The organism is Variovorax sp. GW821-FHT06D12 (assembly GCF_059419205.1).
The window spans coordinates 358,341-383,586 of record NZ_JBWKRI010000005.1 but is presented as its reverse complement, the minus strand read 5'-3'; the positions used below and the strand labels follow the sequence as shown (position 1 = coordinate 383,586).

General features: G+C 69.3%; 23 protein-coding genes. 14 read left to right on the top strand and 9 right to left on the bottom strand.

Annotated features, from left to right (window positions below):
• The first annotated feature begins 3 nt into the window (after nucleotides 1-3).
• The 5 genes from AC07SQ_RS18050 to AC07SQ_RS18030 all read left to right on the top strand — a co-directional run bounded on the left by AC07SQ_RS18050 (nucleotide 4) and on the right by AC07SQ_RS18030 (nucleotide 4,883).
• Nucleotides 4-792 carry a cell division protein FtsQ/DivIB gene (locus AC07SQ_RS18050; RefSeq protein ID WP_062474220.1) on the top strand — a complete coding sequence of 263 codons (789 nt, stop codon included), beginning with the start codon at nucleotides 4-6 and terminating at the stop codon, nucleotides 790-792.
• 20 nt (nucleotides 793-812) lie between these two features.
• Nucleotides 813-2,042 carry a cell division protein FtsA gene (ftsA, locus tag AC07SQ_RS18045; protein ID WP_056575685.1) on the top strand — a complete coding sequence of 410 codons (1,230 nt, stop codon included), beginning with the start codon at nucleotides 813-815 and terminating at the stop codon, nucleotides 2,040-2,042.
• Nucleotides 2,043-2,212: 170 nt separating this feature from the next.
• The gene (gene ftsZ / locus AC07SQ_RS18040; protein ID WP_062474218.1) at nucleotides 2,213-3,427 is read left to right on the top strand and encodes a cell division protein FtsZ; all 1,215 of its coding nucleotides are present in this window, start codon (nucleotides 2,213-2,215) and stop codon (nucleotides 3,425-3,427) included.
• Nucleotides 3,428-3,757: 330 nt separating this feature from the next.
• Nucleotides 3,758-4,681, top strand: coding sequence for a UDP-3-O-acyl-N-acetylglucosamine deacetylase (gene lpxC, locus AC07SQ_RS18035; RefSeq protein WP_056575680.1), 924 nt, complete (start codon nucleotides 3,758-3,760; stop codon nucleotides 4,679-4,681).
• 25 nt (nucleotides 4,682-4,706) lie between these two features.
• Nucleotides 4,707-4,883, top strand: a complete 177-nt coding sequence (locus AC07SQ_RS18030; RefSeq protein WP_167394968.1) for a hypothetical protein — start codon at nucleotides 4,707-4,709, stop codon at nucleotides 4,881-4,883.
• 10 nt (nucleotides 4,884-4,893) lie between these two features.
• On the opposite strand, the gene AC07SQ_RS18025 is transcribed toward AC07SQ_RS18030, so the two are convergent.
• Complete coding sequence (locus AC07SQ_RS18025) at nucleotides 4,894-5,841, bottom strand: LysR family transcriptional regulator (RefSeq protein WP_495272326.1); 948 nt, start codon at nucleotides 5,839-5,841, stop codon at nucleotides 4,894-4,896.
• A gap of 123 nt (nucleotides 5,842-5,964) precedes the next feature.
• Here AC07SQ_RS18025 and AC07SQ_RS18020 point away from each other — a divergent pair, with 123 nt between their 5' ends.
• Nucleotides 5,965-7,287 (top strand): alpha-methylserine aldolase, encoded by a 1,323-nt coding sequence (locus tag AC07SQ_RS18020; protein WP_495272327.1) that lies wholly within the window; start codon nucleotides 5,965-5,967, stop codon nucleotides 7,285-7,287.
• Nucleotides 7,288-7,291: 4 nt separating this feature from the next.
• Here the strand turns inward: AC07SQ_RS18020 and ruvC are convergent, their stop codons facing one another.
• Nucleotides 7,292-7,840 (bottom strand): crossover junction endodeoxyribonuclease RuvC, encoded by a 549-nt coding sequence (gene ruvC, locus AC07SQ_RS18015; protein WP_062474210.1) that lies wholly within the window; start codon nucleotides 7,838-7,840, stop codon nucleotides 7,292-7,294.
• 148 nt (nucleotides 7,841-7,988) lie between these two features.
• On the opposite strand from ruvC, the gene AC07SQ_RS18010 reads away from it, so the two are divergent.
• The gene (locus tag AC07SQ_RS18010) at nucleotides 7,989-10,073 is read left to right on the top strand and encodes a tetratricopeptide repeat protein (protein ID WP_495272328.1); all 2,085 of its coding nucleotides are present in this window, start codon (nucleotides 7,989-7,991) and stop codon (nucleotides 10,071-10,073) included.
• A gap of 19 nt (nucleotides 10,074-10,092) precedes the next feature.
• On the opposite strand, the gene AC07SQ_RS18005 is transcribed toward AC07SQ_RS18010, so the two are convergent.
• Nucleotides 10,093-11,082 carry a phosphatidate cytidylyltransferase gene (locus tag AC07SQ_RS18005; RefSeq protein ID WP_095948182.1) on the bottom strand — a complete coding sequence of 330 codons (990 nt, stop codon included), beginning with the start codon at nucleotides 11,080-11,082 and terminating at the stop codon, nucleotides 10,093-10,095.
• A gap of 4 nt (nucleotides 11,083-11,086) precedes the next feature.
• Entirely contained in the window at nucleotides 11,087-11,956 is an 870-nt protein-coding gene (locus AC07SQ_RS18000) for a lysophospholipid acyltransferase family protein (RefSeq protein ID WP_495272329.1), read from the bottom strand.
• A gap of 9 nt (nucleotides 11,957-11,965) precedes the next feature.
• Between AC07SQ_RS18000 and AC07SQ_RS17995 the strand changes: the two genes are divergently transcribed.
• On the top strand, nucleotides 11,966-12,403 hold the full coding sequence (locus tag AC07SQ_RS17995; protein ID WP_307583343.1) for a ribosomal maturation YjgA family protein: 438 nt from the start codon (nucleotides 11,966-11,968) through the stop codon (nucleotides 12,401-12,403).
• Here the strand turns inward: AC07SQ_RS17995 and mtgA are convergent.
• The 5 genes from mtgA to AC07SQ_RS17970 all read right to left on the bottom strand — a co-directional run bounded on the left by mtgA (nucleotide 12,348) and on the right by AC07SQ_RS17970 (nucleotide 17,684).
• On the bottom strand, nucleotides 12,348-13,091 hold the full coding sequence (gene mtgA / locus AC07SQ_RS17990) for a monofunctional biosynthetic peptidoglycan transglycosylase (protein ID WP_307583033.1): 744 nt from the start codon (nucleotides 13,089-13,091) through the stop codon (nucleotides 12,348-12,350). The genes AC07SQ_RS17995 and mtgA overlap by 56 nt on opposite strands.
• Entirely contained in the window at nucleotides 13,088-13,945 is an 858-nt protein-coding gene (aroE, locus tag AC07SQ_RS17985) for a shikimate dehydrogenase (protein WP_495272330.1), read from the bottom strand. The genes mtgA and aroE overlap by 4 nt, the downstream gene beginning before the upstream one ends.
• 35 nt (nucleotides 13,946-13,980) lie before the next feature.
• Complete coding sequence (locus AC07SQ_RS17980) at nucleotides 13,981-14,832, bottom strand: energy transducer TonB (protein WP_062481214.1); 852 nt, start codon at nucleotides 14,830-14,832, stop codon at nucleotides 13,981-13,983.
• A gap of 49 nt (nucleotides 14,833-14,881) precedes the next feature.
• Nucleotides 14,882-16,951 carry a ribonuclease catalytic domain-containing protein gene (locus AC07SQ_RS17975; protein WP_495272331.1) on the bottom strand — a complete coding sequence of 690 codons (2,070 nt, stop codon included), beginning with the start codon at nucleotides 16,949-16,951 and terminating at the stop codon, nucleotides 14,882-14,884.
• Between the two features lie 136 nt (nucleotides 16,952-17,087).
• Nucleotides 17,088-17,684, bottom strand: coding sequence for a YqiA/YcfP family alpha/beta fold hydrolase (locus tag AC07SQ_RS17970; protein WP_062481219.1), 597 nt, complete (start codon nucleotides 17,682-17,684; stop codon nucleotides 17,088-17,090).
• Nucleotides 17,685-17,974: 290 nt separating this feature from the next.
• Here AC07SQ_RS17970 and AC07SQ_RS17965 point away from each other — a divergent pair, with 290 nt between their 5' ends.
• The 6 genes from AC07SQ_RS17965 (at nucleotide 17,975) to AC07SQ_RS17940 (ending at nucleotide 25,234) form a co-directional block, all read left to right on the top strand.
• On the top strand, nucleotides 17,975-18,718 hold the full coding sequence (locus AC07SQ_RS17965; protein ID WP_307635879.1) for a response regulator transcription factor: 744 nt from the start codon (nucleotides 17,975-17,977) through the stop codon (nucleotides 18,716-18,718).
• Between the two features lie 6 nt (nucleotides 18,719-18,724).
• Nucleotides 18,725-20,560 (top strand): sensor histidine kinase, encoded by a 1,836-nt coding sequence (locus AC07SQ_RS17960; RefSeq protein ID WP_495272332.1) that lies wholly within the window; start codon nucleotides 18,725-18,727, stop codon nucleotides 20,558-20,560.
• A gap of 35 nt (nucleotides 20,561-20,595) precedes the next feature.
• Nucleotides 20,596-21,750, top strand: coding sequence for a rod shape-determining protein RodA (gene rodA, locus AC07SQ_RS17955; protein WP_062481224.1), 1,155 nt, complete (start codon nucleotides 20,596-20,598; stop codon nucleotides 21,748-21,750).
• Nucleotides 21,751-21,798: 48 nt separating this feature from the next.
• Nucleotides 21,799-23,259, top strand: a complete 1,461-nt coding sequence (gene tldD, locus AC07SQ_RS17950) for a metalloprotease TldD (protein ID WP_095743620.1) — start codon at nucleotides 21,799-21,801, stop codon at nucleotides 23,257-23,259.
• 81 nt (nucleotides 23,260-23,340) lie between these two features.
• Complete coding sequence (locus AC07SQ_RS17945) at nucleotides 23,341-23,880, top strand: hypothetical protein (RefSeq protein WP_062481228.1); 540 nt, start codon at nucleotides 23,341-23,343, stop codon at nucleotides 23,878-23,880.
• Between the two features lie 235 nt (nucleotides 23,881-24,115).
• Nucleotides 24,116-25,234, top strand: a complete 1,119-nt coding sequence (locus tag AC07SQ_RS17940; protein WP_495272333.1) for a 3-deoxy-7-phosphoheptulonate synthase — start codon at nucleotides 24,116-24,118, stop codon at nucleotides 25,232-25,234.
• Nucleotides 25,235-25,246 lie beyond the last annotated feature (12 nt).

Sequence of the window (25,246 nt, the reverse complement as noted above, 5' to 3'; positions counted from 1 at the left end):
GCCATGGCCGACAGCATCCCCGCTCCCTTCGACGTCAAGCTGATGAACATCGTCGCGAACGTTGCGTTCGTGCTGGTGGCGCTCATGCTGCTGGCGGCGAGCGCGTGGTGGGTGCTGCGCCAGCCTTTCTTCCCGATCTCGGGCATCAAGGTGGACGGCGAGGTCACGCACAACAACGCGGTCACGCTGCGCGCCAACGTGGCGCCGCAGCTCAAGGGCAACTTCTTCACCATCGACCTGGCGCGTGCGCGCACCGCCTTCGAGACGGTGCCATGGGTGCGCAGCGCGGTGGTGCGGCGCGAGTTCCCGAACAAGCTGCGCGTGACGCTGACCGAGCAGGTGCCGGTGGCGGTGTGGGGCGACGAAGCCGGCTCCAAGCTGATCAACGGCTTCGGCGATGTGTTCGAGGCCAACGTGGCCGAGGTCGATGCCGACCTGCCGCGCCTGGACGGCCCGATCGAGCAGGCCGGGCAGGTGCTGGGCATGTACCGCGTGCTCGCGCCGATGTTCGAGCCCTACGACTTCGACATCGCCGAGCTGCGGCTGTCCAGCCGCGGCAGCTGGAAGGTGCTGCTGGACAGCGGGGCCGAGATCGAACTCGGCCGTGGCCAGAGCGACGAGGTGTCGGCGCGCCTGCAGCGGTTCCTGAAGACCGTGACGCAGGTCGCGGGCCAGTACCGCCGCACGGTGGCCGACGTCGAACGCGCCGATCTGCGCCACAACGACGCGTATGCCCTGCGGCTGCGCGGCGTCACCACGGTCTCGCCCGAGGCCCCAAGAAAAATCAAGTAGCGAATACCGAGGACATCTACATGCCCAAAGAATACAAAGACCTGGTCGTAGGCCTGGACATCGGAACCGCCAAGGTGATGGTGGTCGTGGCCGAGGTGCTGCAAGGCGGCGAGCTCAAGCTGGCCGGCCTGGGCATCGCGCCCAGCAACGGCCTCAAGCGCGGCGTCGTGGTGAACATCGACGCCACCGTGCAGAGCATCCAGCAGGCGTTGAAAGAAGCCGAGCTGATGGCCGACTGCAAGATCAGCCGCGTCTACACCGGCATCACCGGCAGCCACATCCGCGGCATCAACTCGAGCGGCATGGTGGCGGTGAAGGACAAGGAAGTCACGCCCGCCGACGTGGCCCGCGTGGTCGAGACGGCGCGCGCCATCAACATCTCGAGCGACCAGCGCCTGTTGCTGGTGGAGCCGCAGGAGTTCGTGATCGACGGCCAGGACGTGAAGGAGCCGATCGGCATGAGCGGCATGCGCCTGGAGGCCAAGGTGCACATCGTGACCGGCGCGCAGAGCGCGGCCGAGAACATCATCAAGTGCGTGCGCCGCTGCGGCCTGGAGGTCGACCAGCTGATGCTGAACCCGCTGGCCTCGAGCCAGGCGGTGCTGACCGAAGACGAGCGCGAACTGGGCGTGGTGCTGGTCGACATCGGCGCGGGCACCACCGACGTGGCGATCTTCACCAACGGCGCGATCCGCCACACGGCGGTGATCCCGATCGCCGGCGACCTCATCACGAGCGACATCGCGATGGCCCTGCGCACGCCCACCAAGGACGCGGAGGACATCAAGGTCGAGCACGGCTACGCCAAGCAGCTGCTGGCCGACCCTGAATCGCAGGTCGAAGTCCCCGGCCTTGGCGATCGCGGCCCGCGCATGTTGAGCAAGCAGGCGCTTGCCGGCGTGATCGAGCCGCGCATCGAAGAAATCTTCTCGCTGGTGCAGCAGGTGGTGCGCGAGTCGGGCTACGAGGAAGTGCTGTCGTCGGGCGTGGTGCTCACGGGCGGCAGCGCCGTCATGCCCGGCATGGTCGAGCTCGGTGAAGACATCTTCCTCAAGCCCGTGCGCCGCGGCATTCCGAAGTACTCGAGCGCGCTCTCGGACATGGTGGCGCAGCCGCGCGCGGCCACCGTGATGGGCCTGCTCGAGGAGGCACGTTTTGCACGCATGCGTGGCTTCAAGGTCGCACAGAAGAACGGGTCCGTAAAGACTGCGTTCGGACGTTTCAAGGACTTCATCGTGGGGAACTTCTGACCATGAACCACTCCCCACTCTGGCTCGCACGCGCGGGCCCTCCGCTGCATTTCAACGAGCGATGGCGACGCACCGGTCCACCATCGCGACGGCGATCCCGTTGATCACGTCACGGCAGAAGAAATATTCATAGACACATAACGGCAACTGCAATATTCAAGGAGTTAGAAATGACCATCGAAATGATCGAAGTCGAAGAATTCAACCAGGGCACGCAGATCAAGGTGATCGGTGTCGGCGGCGGCGGTGGCAATGCGGTCGCCCACATGATGGAGCGTGGTGTGCAAGGCGTGCAGTTCGTTTGCGCCAACACCGACGCGCAAGCCCTGCAACGCAGCAACGCGCACAAGAACATCCAGCTGGGCATCAGCGGCCTGGGCGCCGGCAGCAAGCCCGAGAAGGGCCGTGACGCGGCCGAAGCCGCGGTGGACGACATCCGCGCCGCCATCGACGGCGCGCACATGCTGTTCATCACGGCCGGCATGGGCGGCGGCACCGGCACCGGCGCGGCTCCCGTGATCGCGCGCGTGGCCAAGGAAATGGGCATCCTGACGGTGGGCGTGGTGACCAAGCCCTTCGACTGGGAAGGCGGCCGTCGCATGACCAACGCCGACGCCGGCCTGGCCGAACTCGAAGCCAACGTCGACTCGCTGATCGTCGTGCTCAACGAGAAGCTGCTGGACGTGCTCGGTGAAGACATCACGCAAGACGAAGCCTTCGCGCACGCCAACGACGTGCTGAAGAACGCCGTGGGCGGTATCTCGGAAATCATCAACGAGTACGGCGGCGTGAACGTCGACTTCGAAGACGTGCGCACCGTGATGGGCGAACCCGGCAAGGCCATGATGGGCACCGCTGCCGCAGCAGGCCCGGACCGCGCGCGCATCGCCGCCGAACAGGCCGTGGCCTGCCCGCTGCTCGAAGGCATCGACCTCTCGGGCGCCAAGGGCGTGCTGGTGCTGGTGACGGCATCGAAGGGTTCGCTGAAGCTGAACGAGTCGAAGCTCGCGATGAACACCATCCGCGCCTACGCCTCGCCGGACGCGCACGTGATCTACGGCGCCGCCTACGACGAAAGCCTGGGCGACCAGATGCGCGTCACGGTGGTGGCCACGGGCCTGTCGCGCGCCGACGCACGCCGCCAGGCCCCGACGCTCGAAGTGATCCGCACCGGCACCGACAACATCCCGTTCACCGTGCCGACGCTCGGCGGCGTGGGCCACGCGGGTGGTGGTTCGGGCAGCCAGCCCAACTACGACGGCATGGCCGTGCCCAGCGTGTGGCGCACCAACCGCACGATGGCCGCTGCCAAGGTCGACGCGCTGTCGTCGGGTGGCATGGACGACTTCGAGATCCCCGCATTCCTGCGTCGTCAAGCCGACTAAATAGGCTCGCCCCCAGGCTACGCGCACTTCGTGTCGCTTCTCCAACCCCCTACCGGGGGCAACACCTGCGGCCCGGCAAAGCCGGTTCCGCGGTGTTTCGCGAAGTGACACGCCACCGAACGCAGAGGGCACGAGGGTTCGCAAGGGGACGGGGAAGACCTGAAAGGGACTGCCCCCCGGCTCTAGGCGCTGCGTCCACCTCGTGCCCCTTGCGTCCATCGCCGGGGGCTCCCGGCTTTTTGTTTTTTCTTGTCTGACCGGACCATGTCTATCGCGGCCATAGCGAAGGGAATAGGGCGTCACGGTCGCCGCCCGCCTAAAATCTCGGGCGTGCTGCAACAACGAACCCTCAAGTCGATCAGCCGCGCCGTGGGCGTGGGGCTTCACAGCGGCCAACGCGTGGAGCTGACCCTGCGACCGGCCCCGGCCGACACGGGCATCGTGTTTCGCCGCGTCGACCTGCCCGAGCCGGTCGAGATCCGCATGACCGCCGAATCGGTCACCGACACGCGCCTGGCGTCCACCGTCTCCACGGGCGGCGCCAAGGTGCAGACCGTCGAACACATCATGTCCGCCTGCGCGGGCCTGGGCATCGACAACCTCTACATCGACATCACGGCCGACGAAGTGCCGATCCTCGACGGGTCGGCCTCGTCCTTCGTGTTCCTGCTGCAAAGCGCGGGCATCGAGCTGCAGAAGGCGCCGCGCCGCTTCATCCGCGTGCTGCGCAAGGTCGAGGTGCGCGAAGGCGAGGGCGCCAACGAGAAGTGGGCGAGCCTGGAGCCGTACCACGGCTTCAAGCTGAGCTTCGAGATCGACTTCGACCACCGCGTCGTCAACTCCACCGGCCAGCGCGTGGAGTTCGACCTGGGCACCGACTCGTACAGCCGCGACATCGCGCGCGCACGCACCTTCGGCTTCACGAAAGAAGTCGAGTACATGCGCAGCAAGGGCCTGGCGCTCGGCGGTGGCCTGGACAACGCCATCGTCATGGACGACACCAAGGTGCTCAATGCCGGCGGCCTGCGCTACGACGACGAGTTCGTGAAGCACAAGATCCTCGACGCCATGGGCGACCTGTACATCATCGGCAAGCCGCTGCTGGCCGCGTACACCGCGTTCCGCTCGGGCCATGCGCTCAACAACAAGCTGCTGCGCGAGCTGCTCTCGCACAGCGACGCCTACGAGGTCGTGACCTTCGAGGACGAGAAGCGCGCACCGCGCGGCTTCGGCGAAGTGGCGCGGGCCTGGTAAGCCCGGCGCACGCCTTTTCTTTCCGATGCTTCTCTTTCGCTGGGCCATCCTGCTGCTTCTGCTGGTGGCGGGCGTGTCCTTCGCGTTCTATGCGGGCACGGGGCAGGTCAAGTACCGCCGCTTCGGCTGGATCGTGTTCAAGTGGACGGTGCTGGCGGCGCTCGGCTTCTTCGCCGTTCTCATCGCCGAGCGCGTCGCGTAGCGCGAGCCGCTCAATCGACCAGGGCCTGCAGCGCCTGCACCTGCTGCGCGAGCAGCGGCCCCTTGCGGTGCGCAGGCACCAGCAGCATCAGCGTGTCTCCCAGCGCCTTCGGCCGCCCCCAGGGCGCGTGCAGCCGGCCTTTCTCGAGCAACGGCGCCACCAGCCGCTCGCGCCCCATCAGCACCCCTTCGCCGTCGAGCGCGGCCTGCAGCGCGAGGCTGTAGAGCGAGAAATCCGGGCCGGCAGCCAGCGCATCGGCTTCGGTCGAGGTGGTGCCGGGGCGCACGGCCTGCAGCCAGCGAGACCAGTCGTCGCGCCACACCGTGTCGTGCAGGCCGCCGCAGCGCGCGAGCACGTCGACGAGGTCGTCGAGCGGGCGCGGGCGTGCGCTCTCCAGTGATGCGCGCACGCGCGGGCTGCACACGGGCACGAGGCGGTCGCGCGCGAGCGCGATGCCCGTGGCGCCGACGGCGGCTTCGGCGCCGCGTGCGTAGAACAGCCCGAGATCGAAAGGCTCGCGCCGGAAGTTCGGCGGCTGCTCCAGCGCCGTCACCGACACCTGCACGCCGGGCAGCGCGGCCTTCAGCCGCGAGAGCCGCGGCGACAGCCACAGCTGCGCCATGGCCGGCAGGGCCGCCACCTGCAGCGTGCTGCGGCGCGCGGCGGTCTGCGTCTCCTGGCGCAGCGCCTGCACCGCGAGGCCGAGCTGGTCGACCGCCGCGCTGAGCGCGGGCAGCGCGCGCCGGCCGTGCGCGCTGAGCCGGATGCCCTGGCTGTGCCGCTCGAACAGCGCACCGCCGGCCCAGGTCTCGAGCGCCTTGATCTGCTGCGCGACGGCGGCGGGTGTCACGAACAGTTCCTCGGCCGCGCGCGCGAAGCTGCCGTGGCGCGCCGCGGCCTCGAAGGCGCGCACGGCCGTGTGCGGTGGCAGGCGAGGGCGGGGTGGGGCGAGGGACATGATCGGAATGACGTGCAGGCCAAGTTTTTCTAGGGCTCGGGCCCAGTTTATCCGTGTTGCCCGTTGAGGCACGGGGCGCGACCATGCGGTCATTCCCTTCCACCACTCCCAGCGAGACACCGCATGCCCGCAGCCCTCCACCGCCGTTCCTGGGTTCCCGCCGCCAGCGAGGACCACGTGCTCGCCATTGCCGCCGATGCCGCCGCGCGCGACGCGGCGGGCGTGGCCGCCGAGATCGAGCGCCTCGTGGCCGACAGCCACCGCATCCATGACGTCGACGGGCTGAACCTCAACCCGGCCACCAACGTGATGAACCCCGCCGCCGAGGCGCTGCTGTCACGCGGGCTCGGGTCGCGTCCGTCGCTGGGCTACCCCGGCGACAAGTACGAGATGGGGCTGGACGCCATCGAGCGCATCGAGGTCGTCGCCGCCGAGCTGGCGGCCGAGGTGTTCGGCGCGCGCTTCGCCGAGGTGCGCGTGAGCTCGGGCGCGCTGTCGAACCTCTACGTGTTCATGACGACCTGCCAGCCCGGCGACACGATCATCGCGCCGCCGCCCGCCATCGGCGGCCACGTGACGCACCACGCGGCGGGCGCGGCCGGGCTCTACGGCCTGAAGACCGTGCCGGCGCCGGTCGATGCCGACGGCTACTCGGTCGACGTAGTCGCGCTGGCCAAGCTCGCGCGCGAGGTGAAGCCGAAGCTCATCACCATCGGCGGCAGCCTGAACCTGTTCCCGCACCCGGTGTCCGCCATCCGCGAGGTGGCCGACAGCGTGGGCGCGAAGCTGCTCTTCGATGCCGCGCACCTCTCGGGCATGGTGGCCGGCAAGGCCTGGCCACAGCCGCTCGAAGAGGGCGCGCACGCGATCACCATGAGCACCTACAAGAGCCTGGGCGGCCCGGCCGGCGGGCTGATCGTGTCGAACGATGCGGCGCTGATGGAGCGCATCGACGCCATCGCCTACCCGGGTCTCACGGCCAACTCGGATGCGGGCCGCACCGCGGCGTTGGCCCGTGGCCTGCTCGACTGGAAGGTGCACGGCGTGGCCTATGCGGCGGCGATGCGCGACACCGCGCAGGCGCTCGCACGCGCACTCGATGCCAAAGGCTTGCCCGTGTTCGCCAGGGCACGCGGCTTCACGCAGTCGCACCAGTTCGCGCTCGAGGCCGCGCGCTGGGGCGGCGGGCAACGCGCCGCGAAGCAGTTGGCCCAGGGCGGCCTGCTGGCCTGCGGCATCGGCCTGCCGATCGCGCCGGTCGACGGCGACATCAACGGCCTGCGCCTGGGCGTGCCCGAGATCGTGCGGCTGGGCTTCACGCCCGAGGACATGCCGCAGCTGGCCGACTGGATCGCGCGGGCGCTGGCTGGCGATGCGATGTCGGTGGCCGCCGAGGTGCGCGAGCGCCGCCGGCGCCTGGGCGACCTGCGCTACATCGTGCGCTGAAGCCTCAGCGCGAACGCCCTTGCCGGTAGGTGCCGGCGTGGGTCTTCGACAGCTCGGCCGCCTCCGCGAGCCGCGCCATCGAGCGGCCGACCTGCGCGTGCGTGATGGCGATGCCCAGCGCGTCCGCCGCGTCGGCGCCCGGCAGGCCGGGCAGGTCGAGCAGGCGCTTCACCATCTCCTGCACCTGCGCCTTCGCGGCCTGGCCATGGCCGGCCACGGCCTTCTTCATCTGCAGCGCCGTGTACTCGGCCACCGAGAGGTTGTGGCTCACCAGCGCCGTCACGCAGGCGCCGCGCGCCTGGCCCAGCAGCAGCGTCGACTGCGGGTTGACGTTGACGAAGATGATTTCGACCGCCGACGCCTCGGGCTGGTAGCGCGCCGTGATCTCGCCGATGCCGTCGAACAGCACCTTCAGGCGCGCCGGCAGGTTGCCGCTGCCCAGGTGCCGGGTGCTGATGGTGCCGCTGGCCACGTAGCGCAGCGCATGGCCGTCCGCATCGACCACGCCGAAGCCGGTGGTCTGCAAACCGGGGTCGATGCCGAGGATCCGCATGAAAAGGAAGCGTAAAGGCCTAAGCCTGGGTGAGGAAGGTTGAAGAAGGTGCGAATTCGCGCGCGATGCGTGGGGGATCGCGGGCAGAATCCGCCGTTCTTGCATTCCGCCCCGCTCCGCGCGGGGCGCGCCACACAAGGAAGCGAAGGTGAATGTAGTCGAGTCCTCCGCGCAGCAGCAACCGAAGCCATTGAACGACGCCCCGGTCTTGCCCGCGCAGCTGCAGCAATCTCCCGCCGAACGTGCCGCCGCGAGCTTTCGCCAGGCGGAGCTGTTGAGCGACCTCGGCCGCCGCCGCGAGGCGATCGCCGCCTGCAGCCGGCTGATCGCCGAGTTCGGCGCGCTGCCCGATGCCGCCGTGGTCGTGCCCTGTTGCCAGGCGCTGCGGCTGCTCGCGCACGTGCTGCGCCAGCTGCACCGCCCGGCCGACGCGCTGGCCACGCTCGACCGCCTGGTGGCCGCGCACGGCGGGCGCAGCGAGCCCGAGATCCGCGCGCACATCGCTCACGCGCTGTACCAGCGCACCTGGCTCATCGACGACGCGGCCGCGCGTTGCGAGGCCTGCGACTTCATGAGCGAGCAGCTCGACGCACAGTCCGATGCCGCGCTCGATGCGTGGCGGCTCGACGCGCGCCTGCTGAAGGCCGAGATCGAACACCACCGCGGCCTGCCGCAGGACGCGTTGGCCACGCTCGAAGCGGCCATCGAACGCTTCGAGGGCGGCGCCGAGGCCGGCGTGGTGCTGCGCGTGGCGCGGGCCCGGCTGGCCGCGGTGCTCAACCTGCGCGAACTGGCGCAGCACACGCAGGCGCAGGTGCTGTGCCTGCAGGTGGCCGACCAGATCGAGACCGGCCTGGCCGAGGCCGCGCCCGAGTTGCGGCTGGAGGGCGTGCGCGCGCTGGCCCTGTTCTTCGACGGCCTCGGGCTCGACGAGGTCGCGCGCCGCGCCGAGCTGGTCGGCTGGCTGCTCGACCGCTACGGCCACGACGCCTCCGCGCAGGTGCGCCGCCTCGCGGCCGTGCGCGCCCACGAGTGGGCCGTGGGGCTGCGGGACCAGGGCGACGGCGAGGCCGCGCTGGCTGCCTGCGAGCGCCTGCTCGGCACCTTCGCGCGTGACAGCGACGCCGTGGTGCAGCGCACCGTGGCCACCACCTTGCTGCACAAGGGCTTCGTGCTGCTCGACCTGCTGGGCCGGCCCGAGGCGGCGCTTGCGGTGTACGAGCCGCTCGTCGCGGCCTCGCGCGACGGCGCCACGCCGGAGATGCGCGAGCTGCGCGCGAAGGCGACGGCCGGGCGCGAGGCCTGCCTGAAGCGGCTGCGCAAGACCGGCGGCCTCGACGCCGGCGAACTGCCGGCCGAGCTCTTCGATGCGGCGTGCGATACCGTCCGCGAAGGCCGCAAGCTCGGCGACGCGGGCGCATCGCACGAGGCCATCGCGCTGTTCGACGAGGTGCTCGCCGCGCATGCCGCCTCGCCGCACCCGCTCATGCGCCGCCAGTGCGCCCGCGCCCTGTCGCACAAGACCTTCTGCCTGCTGGCGCTGGAGCACTTCGCCGAGGTCGTCGAGGCGGCCGACGCGATGGACGCGCGCTACGGCGCCGATGCCTCCACCGAAATGCAGTCGCAGGTGGCGCTGTGCCTGCAATACAAGAGCACCGCGCTCGATCGCCTCGCGCGGCCCGCGGACGAGATGCGTGTGCACGACGAGATCGTTGCGCGCTGGGGCAATTCCGAGCTGCCCGACCTGCGCGCGCGCGTGGCCGGCGCGCTGTTCCGCAAGGGCGCCGTGCTGCGCCGCGCGGGCCGGTTCGCCGAGGCCGTGGCCAGCTACGACGAGGTGATCGCGCGCACGGCGATGGCGCGGGACAGCGCCCTGCAGCTGTGGGCCGCCAAGTCGCTGATCAACAAGGCCAAGGCCTTCGACAAGATGGACGACCTGGCCGGCCAGGCCAAGGCCTACCGCCTGCTCATCGCGCGCTTCGGCGAGTCGGGCGACGCGGCCTTGCGCGAGCGCGTGGCCAATGCCTGCGAATGGCTGGCCGAGGCCGAAGGGCGGCAGGGCCGGGTGGCGGCGCAGCGCGAGGCGCTGGAGCTGGCGCTCGGGCGTTTCGGCACCGCGCTGTCGGCCGAGCAGCGCACGCGGCTCAAGCGCGAGCTTCAGGCACTGAAGACGAAGGCCTTGGGACGGCGCGCGAAGCAGGCCTTCGACCGGGTGGTGCGGCGCAAAGTCTGATCGCCCGCCGGCCGGTGCGTCAGACGTTGAAGTACCAGCGGATCGAATGGAAGAAGATCGGCGCCGCGAAGCACAGCGCGTCGACGCGGTCGAGCAGGCCGTTGGCGCCAGTCACGCCCACGCCCTTCTGGCCCCAGTTCGGAATGCCGCGGTCGCGCTTGAGCGCCTTCATCACGAGGTGGCCCATCGAGCCCGCGACGCACGCAATGATCGACACCGCGAGTGCCTGCCCGAACTTGAACGGCGTGATGAACGAGAACAGCGCGCCCACCAGGCTGGCCACGACGATGCCGACGCCCCAGCTGGTCCAGTTGAAGCTGCGGCTCACGTTCGGCGCGAACGGCGTGCGCTGCATGCGCCGCGAGATCAGGTGCTGCACCAGCACCGAGGTCTGCACGACGAACACCAGGAAGAACACGAGGAACGCGCTCTTGCCTTCGTAGCCCGGGAAGGTCAGCAGCAGCAGCGCGGGCACGTGGCTCATGCCGTAGACGCAGACCATGATGCCCCACTGCAGCTTGGCGTTGCGTTCGAGAAAGTGGCTCGGGTCGTTCGCCAGCGCACTCGCCACCGGAATGGCGAGGAACACGTAGACCGGAATGAACACCGTGAACAGGTCGAAGCGCGCGGTGGCCACCAGCCAGAACTGGATCGGCAGCACCACGAAGAACGCGAGGATCAGGCTGCGGTGGTCGCCGCGCCGCGTCGGCGAGAGCGTGATGAACTCGCGCAGCGCAAAGAACGCGATCAGCGCGAACAGCACGGTGGCCACCGTTTCGCCCAGCGCCCAGCCGATCCAGAACACGATCACCATGAACCAGGTGGTGCCCAGCAGCGCGCGGAAATGCGCCAGCTCGGCCTGCCACGACTCGTCGTGCACCGGGTTGCGCCGCTCCTTGAAGCTCAGGAAGAAGACGGCGGTGCTCACGATGAAGAGCAGGCCGAAGACGATCAGGAAAAGGGCCGCGACCTGCTGGGTCGGGCTGAGGCTGCGCAGGAACTGGTTCATACCTTCAGACGTCGCGCAATGCGATCACGGCGGCACGCGCACGGTCGAGGAAAGGCCGGCGCTCTTCGCCTGCTTCGACGCGGATCGGCGCGCCGAAGGTGACGGAGCACAGGATGGGCACGGGCACGATCTCGCCCTTGGGCATGACGCGCTGCACGTTGTCGATCCAGGCCGGCACGAGCACCACGTCGGGGAACATCGTCGCCAGCGCGTACAGGCCCGACTTGAATTTCTGCGGCTCGCCGGTGTGGCCGCGCGTGCCCTCGGGGAAGATGATGATCGAGTCGCCGCTGCGCAGGGCGTCGATGAGCGGCGCGAGTGGATCGGCGGCGGGCGGCTCGGGCGCGGCGGCTGGCGCTTCGGGTTCGATGACCGGCGGCGGTGCGACCGGTGGTGGGGGCGGAGGGGGAGCGGGAAGGTCGAGCTGTCCCTGAATCTCCTGCGGACCTTCGGCAGCCGATGCGTGAGACACCGTTTCGATCGGCAGCAGCGGCTCCATCGACGGCTCGATGCGCTCGGCCGGGGCGATGGGCGCCGCGGGCGGCGGTGCCTGAGGCGGTGTTTCCGGCGGCGGCGCAACCGGTGCAGCTCCCGTGGCCGCCCGCTCCACATACACCGCGTTGAACACCTCCGTCGTGATCCAGCGCTTGACCGGCGTGTTGGCCCAGTAGTCGCGCGCCGCAATGGGCCGCGTGATGCTGCGCAGCTCTTCGGGCAGCGCGGCCCAGATCATCACGAGGTCCGCGTGGCTCTGGTGATTCGCGAAGTAGATGCGCTGCTCGGCTTTCGGTGGACAGCCGTACCAGCGCGCCTGCGCGCCGGTGAGCAATCGGACGATTCCCAGCAGCAACCAACCTGTGAGCTTTGCCAGCATATGGAGGCGATGATACGGGCCATGCGATGGCGATTCGATCTTCTTTCCCTGGCGTGGGCGGTGGCCCTCTTCGTGTTGCTCGTGCTGCTGGCCACCGTCGGCGCGCGCTGGGGCTGGGTGCGAAGCTTCTTCGGCGACGTGCTCGCCGTGGCGTGGGTGTACGTGGTGTTCAAGACCTTCGTCGCCGCGCGCGTGCTGCCGCTCGCGCTGGCGGCCTTCGGCGTGGGGCTGCTGGTGGAACTGGGGCAGTTCCTTGCGTCGACCTGGCACCTGCACATTCCGAACCGCGCGCTGCGCATCGTGCTCGGCGCCACCGCCGACTGGTGGGACGTGCTGGCCTACGCGATCGGCTTCGTCGCCGTGCTGGCGGTGGAAGGCGCGGTGCGCAAGCTCAGGGCAGGTCGACCGCCGGCATCCGCGCCACGATCGTCGATGCCCGTCCGTTGATGTACGACGAATTGGGCCGCCGCTCGAAGAACTTCGGGCTCGGCAGCATCACGGCCAGGCGCGCGGCCTCGTATGAAGTCAAGCGTGCGGCCGGCTTCCTGAAGTAGTACTGCGCCGCAGCCTCGGCGCCGAACACGCCTTCGCCCCATTCGACGTTGTTCAGGTAGATCTCGAGGATGCGCCGCTTGTCGAGCAGCACCTCGAGCAGCGTGGCGAGCACCAGCTCCTGGCCCTTGCGCAGCATGGTGCGCTCGCCCGACAGCAGCAGGTTCTTCGCGAGCTGCTGCGTGATGGTGGAGCCGCCGCGCAGCGGGGCCGGCTGCACCGGCTTGCCGCGTGCAGCCGCGCGCGCCATGCGCTTGGCGGCCAGCTGTTCGGCGCGGGCGTTGCGCTGCCGCGCCCGCTCGATGGCTTCCCACTCGACGCCGTTGTGGTCGACGAAGCCGGCGTCTTCGCTGGCGATCACGGCGCGTTTGAGGGTGTCGTTGATCTGCGTGTAGGGCACCCAGTCCTGGCGCCATCCGCCGTCGCGGCCCTGCGAGAGGGCGACGCGCCAGGCCTCGGAGCGCTGGAAGGCCGTGCTCTGCGGATCGATCACCGCCATGGCCGCGATGCGCACCACGAAGAACAGTTCGAGCGCCAGGCCCGCCACCACGAGGCAGGCGATCAGGCGCAGCAGGCCCTTCATGCGCCGGCGGCGAGCGAGGCGCGCAGCTCGGCCAGCACCTGCGCCGACGGCGGACGCACGCCGCGCCAGAATTCGAAGGCTTCGGCGGCCTGTTCCACCAGCATGCCGAGGCCGTCGCGCGCGACCGCGCCGTGCGCCTCGGCCCATGCCATGAAGCCTGCGGCGGCAGGGCCGTACATCATGTCGACGGCCAGCGCGCCAGGACGCAGCACTTGCGCGCGCACGGGCACCGCGTCGCCCGCGAGGCTGGAGGCCGTGGCGTTGACCACCACGTCGAAGTCGCCCGGCACCTCGTCGAGCGCCCAGGCCTCGAGCGTGGCGCCGTGGCGCAGCGCGAGCGCGGCATGGCGCTGCACCAGCGCGATGGCCTTGTCGAGCGTGCGGTTGGCCACCACGACGTGCGCGGCACCCGCGTCGAGCAGCGGCCCGAGCACGCCCGCCGCCGCGCCGCCGGCGCCGATCAGCAGCAGCGACCGGCCCGCCAGCGGCACGCCGGCGTTGCGCACGATGTCGTTGACCAGGCCGATGCCGTCGGTGTTGTCGGCATGGATGCTGCCGTCGGCTTCGAAGCGCAGCGTGTTCACGGCCTGCGCCAGCGTGGCGCGCTCGCTGGTGTGCTGCGCGAGCGCGGCGGCGTCGAACTTGAAGGGCACGGTGACGTTGCAGCCGCGTGCCGCATCGCCCTGCGCGGCAGCCTCGCTGCGGAAGGCGGCGATGCCTTCGGCGAAGGCGCCGATCGGCACCAGCCGCCGGCCGTAGGCCATGGGCTGGCCGCAGAGTTCGGCAAAGCGCGCGTGGATGCGGGGCGAGCGGCTGTGCTCGACGGGGTTGCCCATGACGCAGTACTGATCCATGGCCGATGCTCCGTGTTCTGCTGGGGGTGCTGTTGCTATTGGGACGACAGCTCGATGGTCTCGTCGCGCGTGAATTTGAAGCGCGACTGCAGCACGATCTGGTCGGTCTGCTTGCGCATGGCGTCGGTGAATTTGCCGAAGTTGCCGACGCTGCGCACGATGGCCTGGGCACGGCGATCGAGCGTGGTGTTGCCCGAGCTTTCGTCGACCACGGTGTCGAGCACGCGCCCGTCGTGGTTGATGGTGACGGTCATCTTGAGTTCGCCGTAGAGCTTCTTGCCGGCCGCGGTCGGGAAGTTCTCGGTGCCCTTGACCTCGATGCGGCGGCGCAGCGTGTCGACGTACAGCGCGTAGGCCGCCTCGCGCGTGGCGGGGCTCAGGTAGCGCTTCTTGGGGCGCGCGTTTTCCTCGTTCACGCGGCGCTCGATCTCGGCGAGCAGCGCGACCATCTGGCGGCGCTTTTCCTCGCGCGCGGCGGCTTCGGTGGGGTCGCCGGCCTGGCGCGGATCGGGCACGGGCATGGCGGCCAGCTCGCGCTTGAGCTGCGCCAGCATCTGCATCTGCTGGGCCTGCATGGCCTCGACCTGGCGGCGCGATTCCTCGAACGAGTCGCCCATGGTGGTGAAGCTCGACGGCGGCAGCGGGCTGGTGGCGCGGCCCTTGTCGAGGTCGCCGCCGCCCGCGAGCGTGGTCTGCGCCATCACGCGGGCCGCGGGGTCGGGCTTGTCGTTGGTCTTGCTGTTGACCAGGATCACCTCGAGCGGGGTTTCGCTGAAGACCCGGTTGAACGATTCGGGATCGACGAAGCGCACCGCGAGCAACGCGGCATGCGCGATGACCGACACGCCCAGAGCGATCTGCAGCGTGCTGAGGTCCTTGAGATTCATTCTCGAAACTCCTCCAGGGGGCGCGTGTCTCCGGTCGTTCGACCGGGGGTCATGCAGGCGTGGTCGTCGCCGGGTCGGGTGCGGCCTCGGTGTCGCTCAGGTCGACCGCGATGGCGATCGGGCCGGCGACTTCTTCTTCGTCGTCCTCGCCGCCGTCAGCGGTTGCGGCATCGGCCTGCGGCACGTCGAAGCGTTCGAGCACGGTGCCGCTCACGTCGAGCGCGATCTCGTCGATCTCGCCGAGCTTCACGCGCACGCGCGCGCCGCGCTCCTGCTGGCCGGCCACCGGGAACACCAGCGGCAGCGTGTCGGCGCGCACCAGCGCACCGTTGGGAATGTCCTTGATGACCGTGGCCTCGAGCTCGGTGATGCCCTGCTGCTGCAGGTACTTCAGCGTCCAGAAGCGCTCCATGCCGCCCTGGTAGGCGTTGTACGTGGCATAGGCCGCGTCGAAGCCCGAGAGGATGGAGAACAGGTCGGCGTCCTTCGGCTTGAAGGGCGCGGCCAGCGCGGCGGTCTTGCCGTGGCGCGCGGCCGCGATGATCTGCCACTGGTTCACGAGGTCGGTGTAGCGGCGCAGCGGCGAGGTGCTCCAGGCGTAGCTCTTCACGCCCAGGCCCGCGTGCGGCAGCGCGCGCGTGCCCATGCGCACCTTGATGCCGGGCGCCAGGCTGGCCTGGCTGCGGTACAGGCCCGGCACGCCGAGCTCGCCGAGCCAGCCGCCCCAGCTGCTGTTGGCCAGGATCATGGCCTCGGACACGATCAGGTCGAGCGGCGCGCCGCGCTGGCGCGTGCTGATCTGCACCTGCTCGTTGCCCGTGGGCTCGGCGCCGTCGTTGCCGACGAGGCGGAAGTTGTAGTCGGGCCGGCTGAAGTTCTCGGGCTTGCCGCGCACCACTTCGCGCTGCGCCTTCAGGTGCTTGGCCAGGCGGAACAGGAAGGACAGCGGCGCGCGCAGCTTCGCGGCGGCATCGGGGGTGTTGTCCGAATTGAAGGTGGCGTCTTCGAGCCAGGGCTGCGTGACGACGGCGTCGAGCTGGTCGTGGCGCAGGTTGGCGACGATCGGCACGCGTTCGAGTTTCGTCTCGGTGCCCTGCAGCTCGAGCGTGGCTTCGTCGAAGCGTGCATAGAGCGACACGGCCGGGCGGTCGCCGCCTTCGAGCAGCGTGTAGGTGTCGACCACCTCGTCGGGCAGCATGGTGATCTTGTAGCCCGGCATGTACACGGTGGACATGCGCGCGCGCGCCACGGCGTCGATGGCGCTGCCCGGCGTGAGCGCCAGGCCCGGCGCGGCGATGTGGATGCCGACCGTGATGGTGCCGCTGCCCATGCCCTGCACCGACAGCGCGTCGTCGATTTCGGTGGTCTGCGAGTCGTCGATCGAGAAGGCCCGCACGCCTTCGGCCAGCGGCAGGTCGTCGGCGACGGCCGGCGCCGCGAGCGCGGGAAAGCCGGTGCCCTTGGGGAAGTTCTCGAACAGGAAGCGCCGCCAGTGGAACTGGTAGGGCGAATCGATGGCGCCGGCGCGCTCCAGCAGGTCGAGCGGCGGGCGCTGCGTGGCGCGCGCGGCGTCGACCACGGCCTTGTACTCGGGCGCGTTCTTGTCGGGCTTGAACAGGATCTTGTAGAGCTGTTCGCGGATCGGCGGCGGGCACACGCCCTCGGCCAGCTGGCCCGCCCATTCGACGATCTGCGCCTGGATGGCCTTCTTCTTCTCGATGGCGGCCAGCGCCTGCTGCACGATCTCGGCCGGCGCCTTCTTGAAGCGCCCCTTGCCCGCGCGGCGGAAGTAGTGCGGCGCCTCGAACAGCGCGAACAGCGCGGCGGCCTGCTGGGCCAGCGAGGGCTTGTCGCTGAAATAGTCGGCCGCCAGGTCGGCAAAGCCGAACTCGCCTTCGGCCGCGAATTCCCAGGCGAGGTCGAGGTCCATGGCGGCGGCGAGCGTGCGCGCCTCGGCGATCAGCTCGGCCGGGGACGGTTTCTCGAAACGCAGAACGATGTTGGCGCCCTTGACCTTGACGCGCTTGCCGGTCTCGAGCTCGACCTGTGCCGAGGCTTCGGCTTCCGACAGGATGCGGCCGCCGAGGTATTTGCCGGCTTCTTCAAACAATACAAACATCCGGCGATTCTCCCACGCTGGATCAGGAGCTCCCTTGCCGGGGATGCCGCGGAACCGGCTTTGCCGGGCCGCAGGCATCGCCCCCGGAAGGGGGTTGGCGAAGCGACACGCAGTGCGCGAAGCCTGGGGGAGAGCTTTAGACGACGGGGTTGATGAACGCCATCACGTCGTCGAGGTGCGCTTTTTCGAAATCGGACAGCGCATGGTCGCCGCCCTCGAGCAGCTTGATGCGGCTGTCGGGGTAGCGCGCCGACATCTCGTGCCAGTCGAGCGCCTCGTCGCCCTTGGCGATGATCGCGAACAGGCGCTCGGGCCGCGTGAGCGCGCCGATTTCCATGGCGCGCAGCTCCTGGATGAATTCGGGCTGGAAATAGAAGTGCTCGGCCGGATCGTGCCAGGCGGTCTGGCTGCCGATGTAGCGCGTGAGGTCGCGCGCCGGGTGCACCGCGGGGTTGAGCAGCACGGCGCGGCAGCGGGTCATGCCAGCGACGTAGGTGGCGTAGAAACCGCCCAGCGACGAACCGATCACCGCCATCGATTTGCGCGGCCAGTGCGCGATGCCCTTCATCACCATGTCGATCGCATCATGCGGCGACGGCGGCAGCTGCGGGCACCACCACTCCAGGTTCGGGTGCTCGCGCGCCACGTGCTTCGCCACCAGCCGCGCCTTGGTCGAGCGGGGCGACGAACGGAAGCCGTGCAGATACAACAGATGGGTGGTTTGCGGTTCCATGGGAGGAGGTGACTGGGGTGCGCTGGTCGCGCCCCGTGGCCGGATTCAGACAATTTTGCATGAGGTCCGCACCGCTCACGGCGCGGTGACCCCACAAATCCCTGCGAATCGGCCCATGAGAAGGCCGCGAGGGCGTGGCTGGAATTCGAAAGTATTCACGGTGCGGCCGCGCAGGGGGCGGCGGTGCGGCGCAAGGGGAGAAAGAAGAGACAAGTTTCCTGACGCATCTGGCAGGGGGCATCCCATGAACGAGGGAGGCAGGCCCCGCGTGGCGGTGGGTGCCCAGGCTTATGCTTCATCCCATGAACACCGAGGTACAGGATGACGGGATGCCACGCCGCTGGGGCGTGCTCGTGGTCGAGGACGACAGCCGCGCACGCGCCTTCTTCGAGGCCAGCGTGCAGCGCAGCCCGCGCCTGTTCTGGCTGGGCAGCGCCGGCACCGTGCAGGAAGCGCGCAGCTGGCTGGCCGCGACCGCGACCATCCCCGACGTGTTGCTGGTCGACCTCGGCATGCCCGACGGCACGGGCCTGGACGTGATCCGCGACGCCGTCGCGCGCTTTCCCGGCTGCGAGCCGCTGGTGGTGTCGGTCTTCGGCGACGAGGAGAACGTGCTGGCCAGCATCGAGGCCGGCGCCGTCGGCTACATCCACAAGGACGCCGCACCGGAAGACATCGCACAGACCATCGTTGAGATGAAGGCCGGCGCCTCGCCGATCTCGCCCATGATCGCGCGCCGCGTGCTCGCCAAGTACCGCAGCCTGCAGGCGGCCGTGCCGGGCACAGCCGGCGCGGCGCCGGCAGAGACGGCGCTCGACGAGGCCGACCGCGGCCTGCTCTCGGCACGCGAGCACGAGGTGCTGACGCTGATCGCGCGCGGCTTCTCGTACGCCGAGATCGCGCGCCTCAAGGGCCTGAGCGTGCACACGGTGCAGACCCACATCAAGAACCTCTACGGCAAGCTCGCGGTGCATTCCAAGAGCGAAGCGGTGTTCGAGGCCACGCGCCTCGGCCTGCTGTCCCACCCGGGCTGAGGGCGGATGCTGCGGCGGCTGGCGTTCCTGTGCCTGCTCGGGCTGGCGGCGCTGCTTGCCGCGGGGGGCGCCGCCGCAGGGGAGACGCAGGGGCCGATCGAGCTGCGCCACGCCAGGGTGACCACCACCATCGACGGTGTCGTGCAGACCGAAGCGGTCGACCTGTCCTACCACTGGGACCGCCGGCACCGCGGCCGCACTGGCTTCGCGAGCTTCGAGCTGCCGTTCCGGGTCGAGACCCTGCCCGAGGTGCCCTGGGGCGTCTTCATTCCCCGCGCCGGCAGCGTCTTCGAGGTGCAGCTCAACGGCGCGCTGTTGCAGTCTTACGGCGACCTCGGCCAGGGCAACCGCGCCGACTACGCCAAGGCGCCCGTCTATGTGCCGGTGCCCGGGCGGTTGCTGAAAGAGGGCGAGAACCTGCTGCAGATCCGCATCCGCGCCGACAGCGAACGGCGCGCCGGCCTCTCGCGCGTCACCATCGGGCCGGCGACGCCGGTGCGCACCGCGTTGTTCGAAGGCGCCTACGCCTGGCGCTTCACGGGGTCGGTGCTGCTGACGGCGTTCAGCCTCATCGTCGGCAGCATCGCGCTGGCGCTGTGGTTCACCCAGGTCGACACCGGCGCGACCGGCCGCCGCCAGCGCGACGCCCTCTATTTCTGGGCCGCGGTCGCCGAGTTCTGCTGGGCGCTGCGCGTGGCCGACGCCATGATTCCCGAGCCGCCACTGCCGTGGCAGCTGTGGGGCGTGCTGATGGCCGGCTGCTACGCGGGCTGGGCCGCGTCCGCCATGATGTTCTGCTACCACCTGGCCGATTGGGCGCAGAGCCCGCGCACGCGCTGGGTGCGCTGGCCGACGGCGGCCGTGGTGGCCGGCACCGTGGTGTTCACCTGGCTGGCGCTGAACCGCGAGGAGCCGCGCTGGCTCACGGCCTGGCTGGCGGTCGAGATCACGATCGTCGTCGGCTTCGTGATCGCCTTTGCCGTCGCCACGGTGCGCCGGCCCAGCGTCGAGCGGCTGCTGGTGGCCGGCGCCGCACTGGTCACGGTGGCCTTCGGCACGCGCGACTGGCTGGTGATCCGCCTGAGCGACGCCTACGGCGAGACCACCTGGGTGCGCTATTCCTCGGTGATGTTCGGGGTGGCGCTGCTGCTGATCGTGCTGCGGCGTTTCCACTTCGCGAGCGTGCAGGCGCGCGGCTGGGTCAAGACGCTGGCCGACCGGGTGGCGCAGCGCGAACGCGAACTGGCCTCCACCTACGCCGAGCTGGAGGAGGTGGCGCGTGACCAGGCGCGCACTCACGAGCGCGAGCGCATCCTGCGCGACATGCACGACGGCGTGGGCTCGCACATCAGCTCGGCGATCCGCCAGCTGCAGTCGGGCCAGACCAGCCCCGAGGAACTGCTGCGCACCCTGCGCGACTCGCTCGACCAGCTCAAGCTGTCGATCGACTCCATCCACCTGCCGCCCGGCGACATCGGCGCGCTGCTGGCGGCGCTGCGCTACCGGCTGGAACCCCGGCTGGCGGCCGCGGACATCGCCTTCGAGTGGGGCGTGGACGAACTGCCCCCGGTGACGCAGCTCGACGCCCACGCCACGCGGCAGCTGCAATTCTTGCTGTTCGAGGCCATCTCGAACGTGCTGCAGCACGCCCATGCGAGCGCGCTGCGCATCGAGGCCGACGCGCGCGACGGCGCCGTTCGCCTGCGGGTGATCGATAACGGCGTGGGCTTCGACGCCACCGAGGTGCCGGAGGCGCTGTCGAAGCGCGCCGCCGCCATCGGGGCCCGGCTGGCGATCGAAAGCCGACCGGGGCGCACGGTCGTTCAGCTCGTTTTCGACTGAAGGGGCGGGCGGGGCGGGGATAATCCGCCCCCATCATGTCTGCCGTGTTCAACCAGCCCTCCTTGGCGCGTCGCATTGCGCCCATCTTCCAGGGCTTCGACGGCTTCCTGGCCTTTGCCGTGATGCTGCTCGCCTTCGCCGGGCTGCTCACCATGTATTCCTCCGGCTACGACCATGGCACGCGCTTTCTCGACCATGGCCGCAACATGCTGCTGGCCGGTGGCATCATGTTCGTGGTGGCGCAGGTGCCGCCGCAGCGGCTCATGGCCTTCGCCGTGCCGCTGTATGCGGCCGGGGTGGCGCTGCTGATTGCGGTGGCGCTCTTCGGCATCACCAAGAAGGGCGCCCAGCGCTGGATCAACGTGGGCGTGGTGATCCAGCCCAGCGAAATCCTCAAGATCGCGATGCCGCTGATGCTGGCCTGGTGGTTCCAGCGCCGCGAAGGCCAGTTGCGCCCGCTCGACTTCGTGGTGGCGACGCTGCTGCTGGCGGTGCCCGTCGGGCTCATCATGAAGCAGCCCGACCTGGGCACCTCGCTGCTGGTGCTGGCGGCCGGGCTGGCGGTGATCTTCTTTGCCGGGCTGCCGTGGAAGCTGATCGTGCCGCCGGTGGTGCTCGGCGCAGTGGCCATCACGCTGATCGTGGGTTTCGAGTCGCAGCTGTGCGTCGACGGCGTCGACTGGCGCGTGCTGCACGACTACCAGAAGCAGCGCGTGTGCACGCTGCTCGACCCGAGCAAGGACCCGCTGGGCAAGGGCTTCCACATCATTCAGGGGATGATCGCCATCGGCTCGGGCGGCGTGGGCGGCAAGGGCTTCATGCAGGGCACGCAGACGCACCTCGAATTCATTCCCGAGCGCACCACCGACTTCATCTTCGCGGCGTACTCCGAGGAATTCGGCCTGATCGGCAATCTGGCGCTGATCGCGGCCTTCATCCTGCTGATCTTCCGCGGGCTGACCATCGCGCTGAACGCGCCCACGCTGTTCTCGCGCCTGCTGGCCGGGGCGGTGACCATGATCTTCTTCACCTACGCCTTCGTGAACATGGGCATGGTCAGCGGCATCCTGCCGGTGGTGGGCGTGCCGCTGCCGTTCATCAGCTATGGCGGCACCGCCATGGTCACGCTGGGGCTGGGGCTGGGCATCCTGATGTCGATCGCGCGGGCCCGCAAACTCGCCCAGAACTAGAGTCCCCCGGGGCGGTACGGACGGGGGCGGCTGCCTAGAATGGCAGTCATGATCTCCCGCGAACCCACCATCGAGCGCCTCGCCACGGCGCAACAGCTCCTGCTCACGCCGTTCGGCCTGGACGAATCGCACCTGAGCAAGGCCCTGGCCGAGATCACCGCGCACCGCGTGGACGATGCCGACCTGTACTTCCAGTACACCCGCAGCGAGGGCTGGAGCCTCGAGGAAGGCATCGTCAAGACCGGCAGCTTCAGCATCGACCAGGGCGTCGGCGTGCGTGCCGTGAGCGGCGAGAAAACCGCCTTTGCCTACTCGGACGACATCTCCGAGGCCTCGCTGCTCGACGCGGCGCGTACGGTGCGTTCCATTTCTTCCGCCGGGCGCACGGCGCGCGTGAAGACCGTGCCGCGCAAGATCGCCTCCAGCCGCTCGCTCTACGGCGGCATCGACCCCATCGCCACGCTCGACAGCACGGCCAAGGTGAAGCTGCTCGAAAAGGTCGAGCAGCTCGCCCGTTCGCGCGACCCGCGCGTGGCGCAGGTCATGGCCGGCCTGGCCAGCGAGTACGACGTGGTGATGGTGGCGCGCGCCGACGGCACGCTGGCGGCCGACGTGCGGCCGCTGGTGCGGCTGTCGGTCACCGTGATCGCCGAGCAGAACGGGCGCCGCGAGGTCGGCTCGGGCGGCGGCGGCGGGCGCTTCGGCCTGGCCTACTTCACCGACGCGCAGATCGCCGAGTACGTCGACCACGCCGTGAAGGCCGCGCTGACCAACCTCGACGCGCGCCCGGCCCCGGCCGGCGAGATGACGGTGGTGCTCGGTTCGGGCTGGCCCGGCATCCTGCTGCACGAAGCCATCGGCCACGGCCTGGAGGGCGACTTCAACCGCAAGGGCTCGAGCGCGTTCTCGGGCCGCATCGGCCAGCGCGTGGCGGCCAAGGGCGTCACGGTGCTCGACGACGGCACCATCGCCGACCGCCGCGGCTCGCTCAACGTGGACGACGAAGGCCACGCCAGCCAGCGCAACGTGCTGATCGAGGACGGCATCCTCAAGGGCTACATCCAGGACTCGATGAACGCCCGCCTCATGAAGGTCAAGCCCACCGGCAACGGCCGCCGCGAGAGCTACGCCCACGTGCCGATGCCGCGCATGACCAACACCTACATGCTCGGCGGCGACAAGGACCCGCAGGAAATCGTCGCCAGCATCAAGAAGGGCCTGTACGCCACCAACTTCGGCGGCGGGCAGGTGGACATCACGAGCGGCAAGTTCGTGTTCTCGGCCAGCGAGGCCTTCTGGGTCGAGAACGGCAAGATCCAGTACCCGGTGAAGGGCGCGACCATCGTGGGCAACGGCCCCGACGCGCTCACCCGCGTGACCATGATCGGCAACGACATGGCGCTCGATTCGGGCGTCGGCACCTGCGGCAAGGAAGGCCAGAGCGTGCCCGTGGGCGTCGGCCAACCGACCCTTCGCATCGACGGCCTGACGGTAGGTGGAACGGCTTAGGACTTTCGGCACTTGCCGGCTGTTTCATTCGGTTGCTAAGCTGCGCTCCTTTTTGCGAACGACGAATCAAGGAGCATTTCAATGGGGAACAGGATCAATTCGCCCGCCGTGCTGTGGGCCGCGACCGCCGTGGTCGCGCTGGCCACAGCCGGTTGCGCATCGCGCGGCGGTTCGGGCAGCCAGCCCGCCGCCGCACCGGCACCCGCCCCGGCCGCTGCCGCGCCCGCGGCGCCCAGCGGTTCGAAGGCCGGCATGGACGCACGCGGCAACGTGGTCGATTCTTCCAAGGTCGAGGCCGGCAGCGGCCGCACCGTCAAGGGCCTGAACGGTTTCGAAGGCGAGATCACCGGCAACCCGGCGCGCAACAGCAAGTTCACGCGCCTGCAGATCGGCATGAGCACCAAGCAGGTCACCGACCTCGCCGGCCAGCCCACCGACCAGGGCGCCTACATCACCGGCAAGGCCTGGATTCCGTTCTACTTCGGCAGCGATCGCCACCGCTTCGAGATGACCTACAAGGGCCAGGGCCGGCTGATCTTCGCGGGCGGCGGCATGGGCGATTTCAGCAGCGGCAACCTGATCTGGATCATCCACAACGCCAACGAATCGGGCTACAGGTAAAAACAACACCGACCCGGCCGCCTGGCCGGGTTTTTGTTTTCCGTGCTACATTCCGCCCACATGTCCGCCCTCCGCGCTTACTTTTTTGCCTACTTTTGGTTCCCGGTTTCCGGCGGACGAGAGGCGAGCGCGTAAAGCAAACGAACACCCTCCCAGAACCGCCGGTGGCTTCCAGCCCCCGGCGGTTTTTTTATGCCCTGACGATTTTTCATTCACACCAACAAGGAAGAGAACCATGAGCACGAACACCCCTCCCGCCGGCGACAGCTGGTATGCGAGCGTCGAAAAAACCAGCAAGACCGACGACGAACGCATCAAGGACATCAACGTGCTCCCCCCTCCCGAACATCTGATCCGCTTCTTCCCGATCCGCGGCACGCCGATCGAAACGCTGATCACCGGCACCCGCCGCGGCATCCACAACATCATGGCCGGCAAGGACGACCGGCTGCTGGTGATCATGGGCCCGTGTTCGATCCACGACCCGGCCGCGGCCCTCGAATACGCCCGCCGCCTCAAGGCCGAGCGCGACAAGTACGCCGGCACGCTGGAAATCGTGATGCGCGTGTACTTCGAGAAGCCGCGCACCACGGTCGGCTGGAAGGGGCTCATCAACGATCCGTACCTGGACGAGAGCTATCGCATCGACGAAGGCCTGCGCATCGCGCGCCAGCTGCTGATCGACATCAACCGCCTGGGCCTGCCGGCGGGCAGCGAGTTCCTCGACGTGATCTCGCCGCAGTACATCGGCGACCTGATCGCCTGGGGCGCCATCGGTGCGCGCACCACCGAAAGCCAGGTGCACCGCGAACTGGCCTCGGGCCTGTCGGCACCCATCGGCTTCAAGAACGGCACCGACGGCAACATCCGCATCGCCACCGACGCCATCCAGGCCGCGGCGCGCGGCCACCACTTCCTGTCGGTGCACAAGAACGGCCAGGTCGCGATCGTGCAGACCAACGGCAACCGCGACTGCCACGTGATCCTGCGCGGCGGCAAGACGCCGAACTACGACGCCGCCAGCGTCGAAGCGGCCTGCAAGGACCTCGAAGCCGCCAAGCTGCCGCCCACGCTCATGGTCGACTGCAGCCACGCCAACAGCTCCAAGCAGCACCAGAAGCAGATCGACGTGGCCAAGGTCATCGCCGACCAGATCGCCGGCGGTTCGAAGCGCGTGTTCGGCGTGATGATCGAAAGCCACCTGCAGGCGGGCGCCCAGAAGTTCACGCCGGGCAAGGACCAGCTCTCGGGCCTCGAGTACGGCAAGAGCATCACCGACGCCTGCATCGGCTGGGACGATTCGGTGCAGGTGCTCGAGACCTTGTCTCAAGCCGTCAAGCAGCGCCGGGGCTGAAGCGCTATTAGT

What these genes read in the sequence shown, in the direction of transcription:
- ftsZ (WP_062474218.1), top strand. Translation starts at nt 2,213, where the DNA reads ATGACCATCGAAATGATCGAAGTCGAAGAATTCAACCAGGGCACGCAG.
- AC07SQ_RS18050 (WP_062474220.1), top strand. Translation starts at nt 4, where the DNA reads ATGGCCGACAGCATCCCCGCTCCCTTCGACGTCAAGCTGATGAACATC.
- AC07SQ_RS18005 (WP_095948182.1), bottom strand. Translation starts at nt 11,082, where the DNA reads ATGAACCAGTTCCTGCGCAGCCTCAGCCCGACCCAGCAGGTCGCGGCC.
- AC07SQ_RS18030 (WP_167394968.1), top strand. Translation starts at nt 4,707, where the DNA reads ATGCTTCTCTTTCGCTGGGCCATCCTGCTGCTTCTGCTGGTGGCGGGC.
- AC07SQ_RS17940 (WP_495272333.1), top strand. Translation starts at nt 24,116, where the DNA reads ATGAGCACGAACACCCCTCCCGCCGGCGACAGCTGGTATGCGAGCGTC.
- mtgA (WP_307583033.1), bottom strand. Translation starts at nt 13,091, where the DNA reads ATGAAGGGCCTGCTGCGCCTGATCGCCTGCCTCGTGGTGGCGGGCCTG.
- AC07SQ_RS18025 (WP_495272326.1), bottom strand. Translation starts at nt 5,841, where the DNA reads ATGTCCCTCGCCCCACCCCGCCCTCGCCTGCCACCGCACACGGCCGTG.
- AC07SQ_RS17960 (WP_495272332.1), top strand. Translation starts at nt 18,725, where the DNA reads ATGCTGCGGCGGCTGGCGTTCCTGTGCCTGCTCGGGCTGGCGGCGCTG.
- tldD (WP_095743620.1), top strand. Translation starts at nt 21,799, where the DNA reads ATGATCTCCCGCGAACCCACCATCGAGCGCCTCGCCACGGCGCAACAG.
- AC07SQ_RS17980 (WP_062481214.1), bottom strand. Translation starts at nt 14,832, where the DNA reads ATGAATCTCAAGGACCTCAGCACGCTGCAGATCGCTCTGGGCGTGTCG.
- AC07SQ_RS17975 (WP_495272331.1), bottom strand. Translation starts at nt 16,951, where the DNA reads ATGTTTGTATTGTTTGAAGAAGCCGGCAAATACCTCGGCGGCCGCATC.
- AC07SQ_RS17965 (WP_307635879.1), top strand. Translation starts at nt 17,975, where the DNA reads ATGCTTCATCCCATGAACACCGAGGTACAGGATGACGGGATGCCACGC.
- rodA (WP_062481224.1), top strand. Translation starts at nt 20,596, where the DNA reads ATGTCTGCCGTGTTCAACCAGCCCTCCTTGGCGCGTCGCATTGCGCCC.
- ftsA (WP_056575685.1), top strand. Translation starts at nt 813, where the DNA reads ATGCCCAAAGAATACAAAGACCTGGTCGTAGGCCTGGACATCGGAACC.
- AC07SQ_RS18020 (WP_495272327.1), top strand. Translation starts at nt 5,965, where the DNA reads ATGCCCGCAGCCCTCCACCGCCGTTCCTGGGTTCCCGCCGCCAGCGAG.
- AC07SQ_RS17945 (WP_062481228.1), top strand. Translation starts at nt 23,341, where the DNA reads ATGGGGAACAGGATCAATTCGCCCGCCGTGCTGTGGGCCGCGACCGCC.
- AC07SQ_RS17970 (WP_062481219.1), bottom strand. Translation starts at nt 17,684, where the DNA reads ATGGAACCGCAAACCACCCATCTGTTGTATCTGCACGGCTTCCGTTCG.
- AC07SQ_RS17995 (WP_307583343.1), top strand. Translation starts at nt 11,966, where the DNA reads ATGATACGGGCCATGCGATGGCGATTCGATCTTCTTTCCCTGGCGTGG.
- ruvC (WP_062474210.1), bottom strand. Translation starts at nt 7,840, where the DNA reads ATGCGGATCCTCGGCATCGACCCCGGTTTGCAGACCACCGGCTTCGGC.
- AC07SQ_RS18000 (WP_495272329.1), bottom strand. Translation starts at nt 11,956, where the DNA reads ATGCTGGCAAAGCTCACAGGTTGGTTGCTGCTGGGAATCGTCCGATTG.
- aroE (WP_495272330.1), bottom strand. Translation starts at nt 13,945, where the DNA reads ATGGATCAGTACTGCGTCATGGGCAACCCCGTCGAGCACAGCCGCTCG.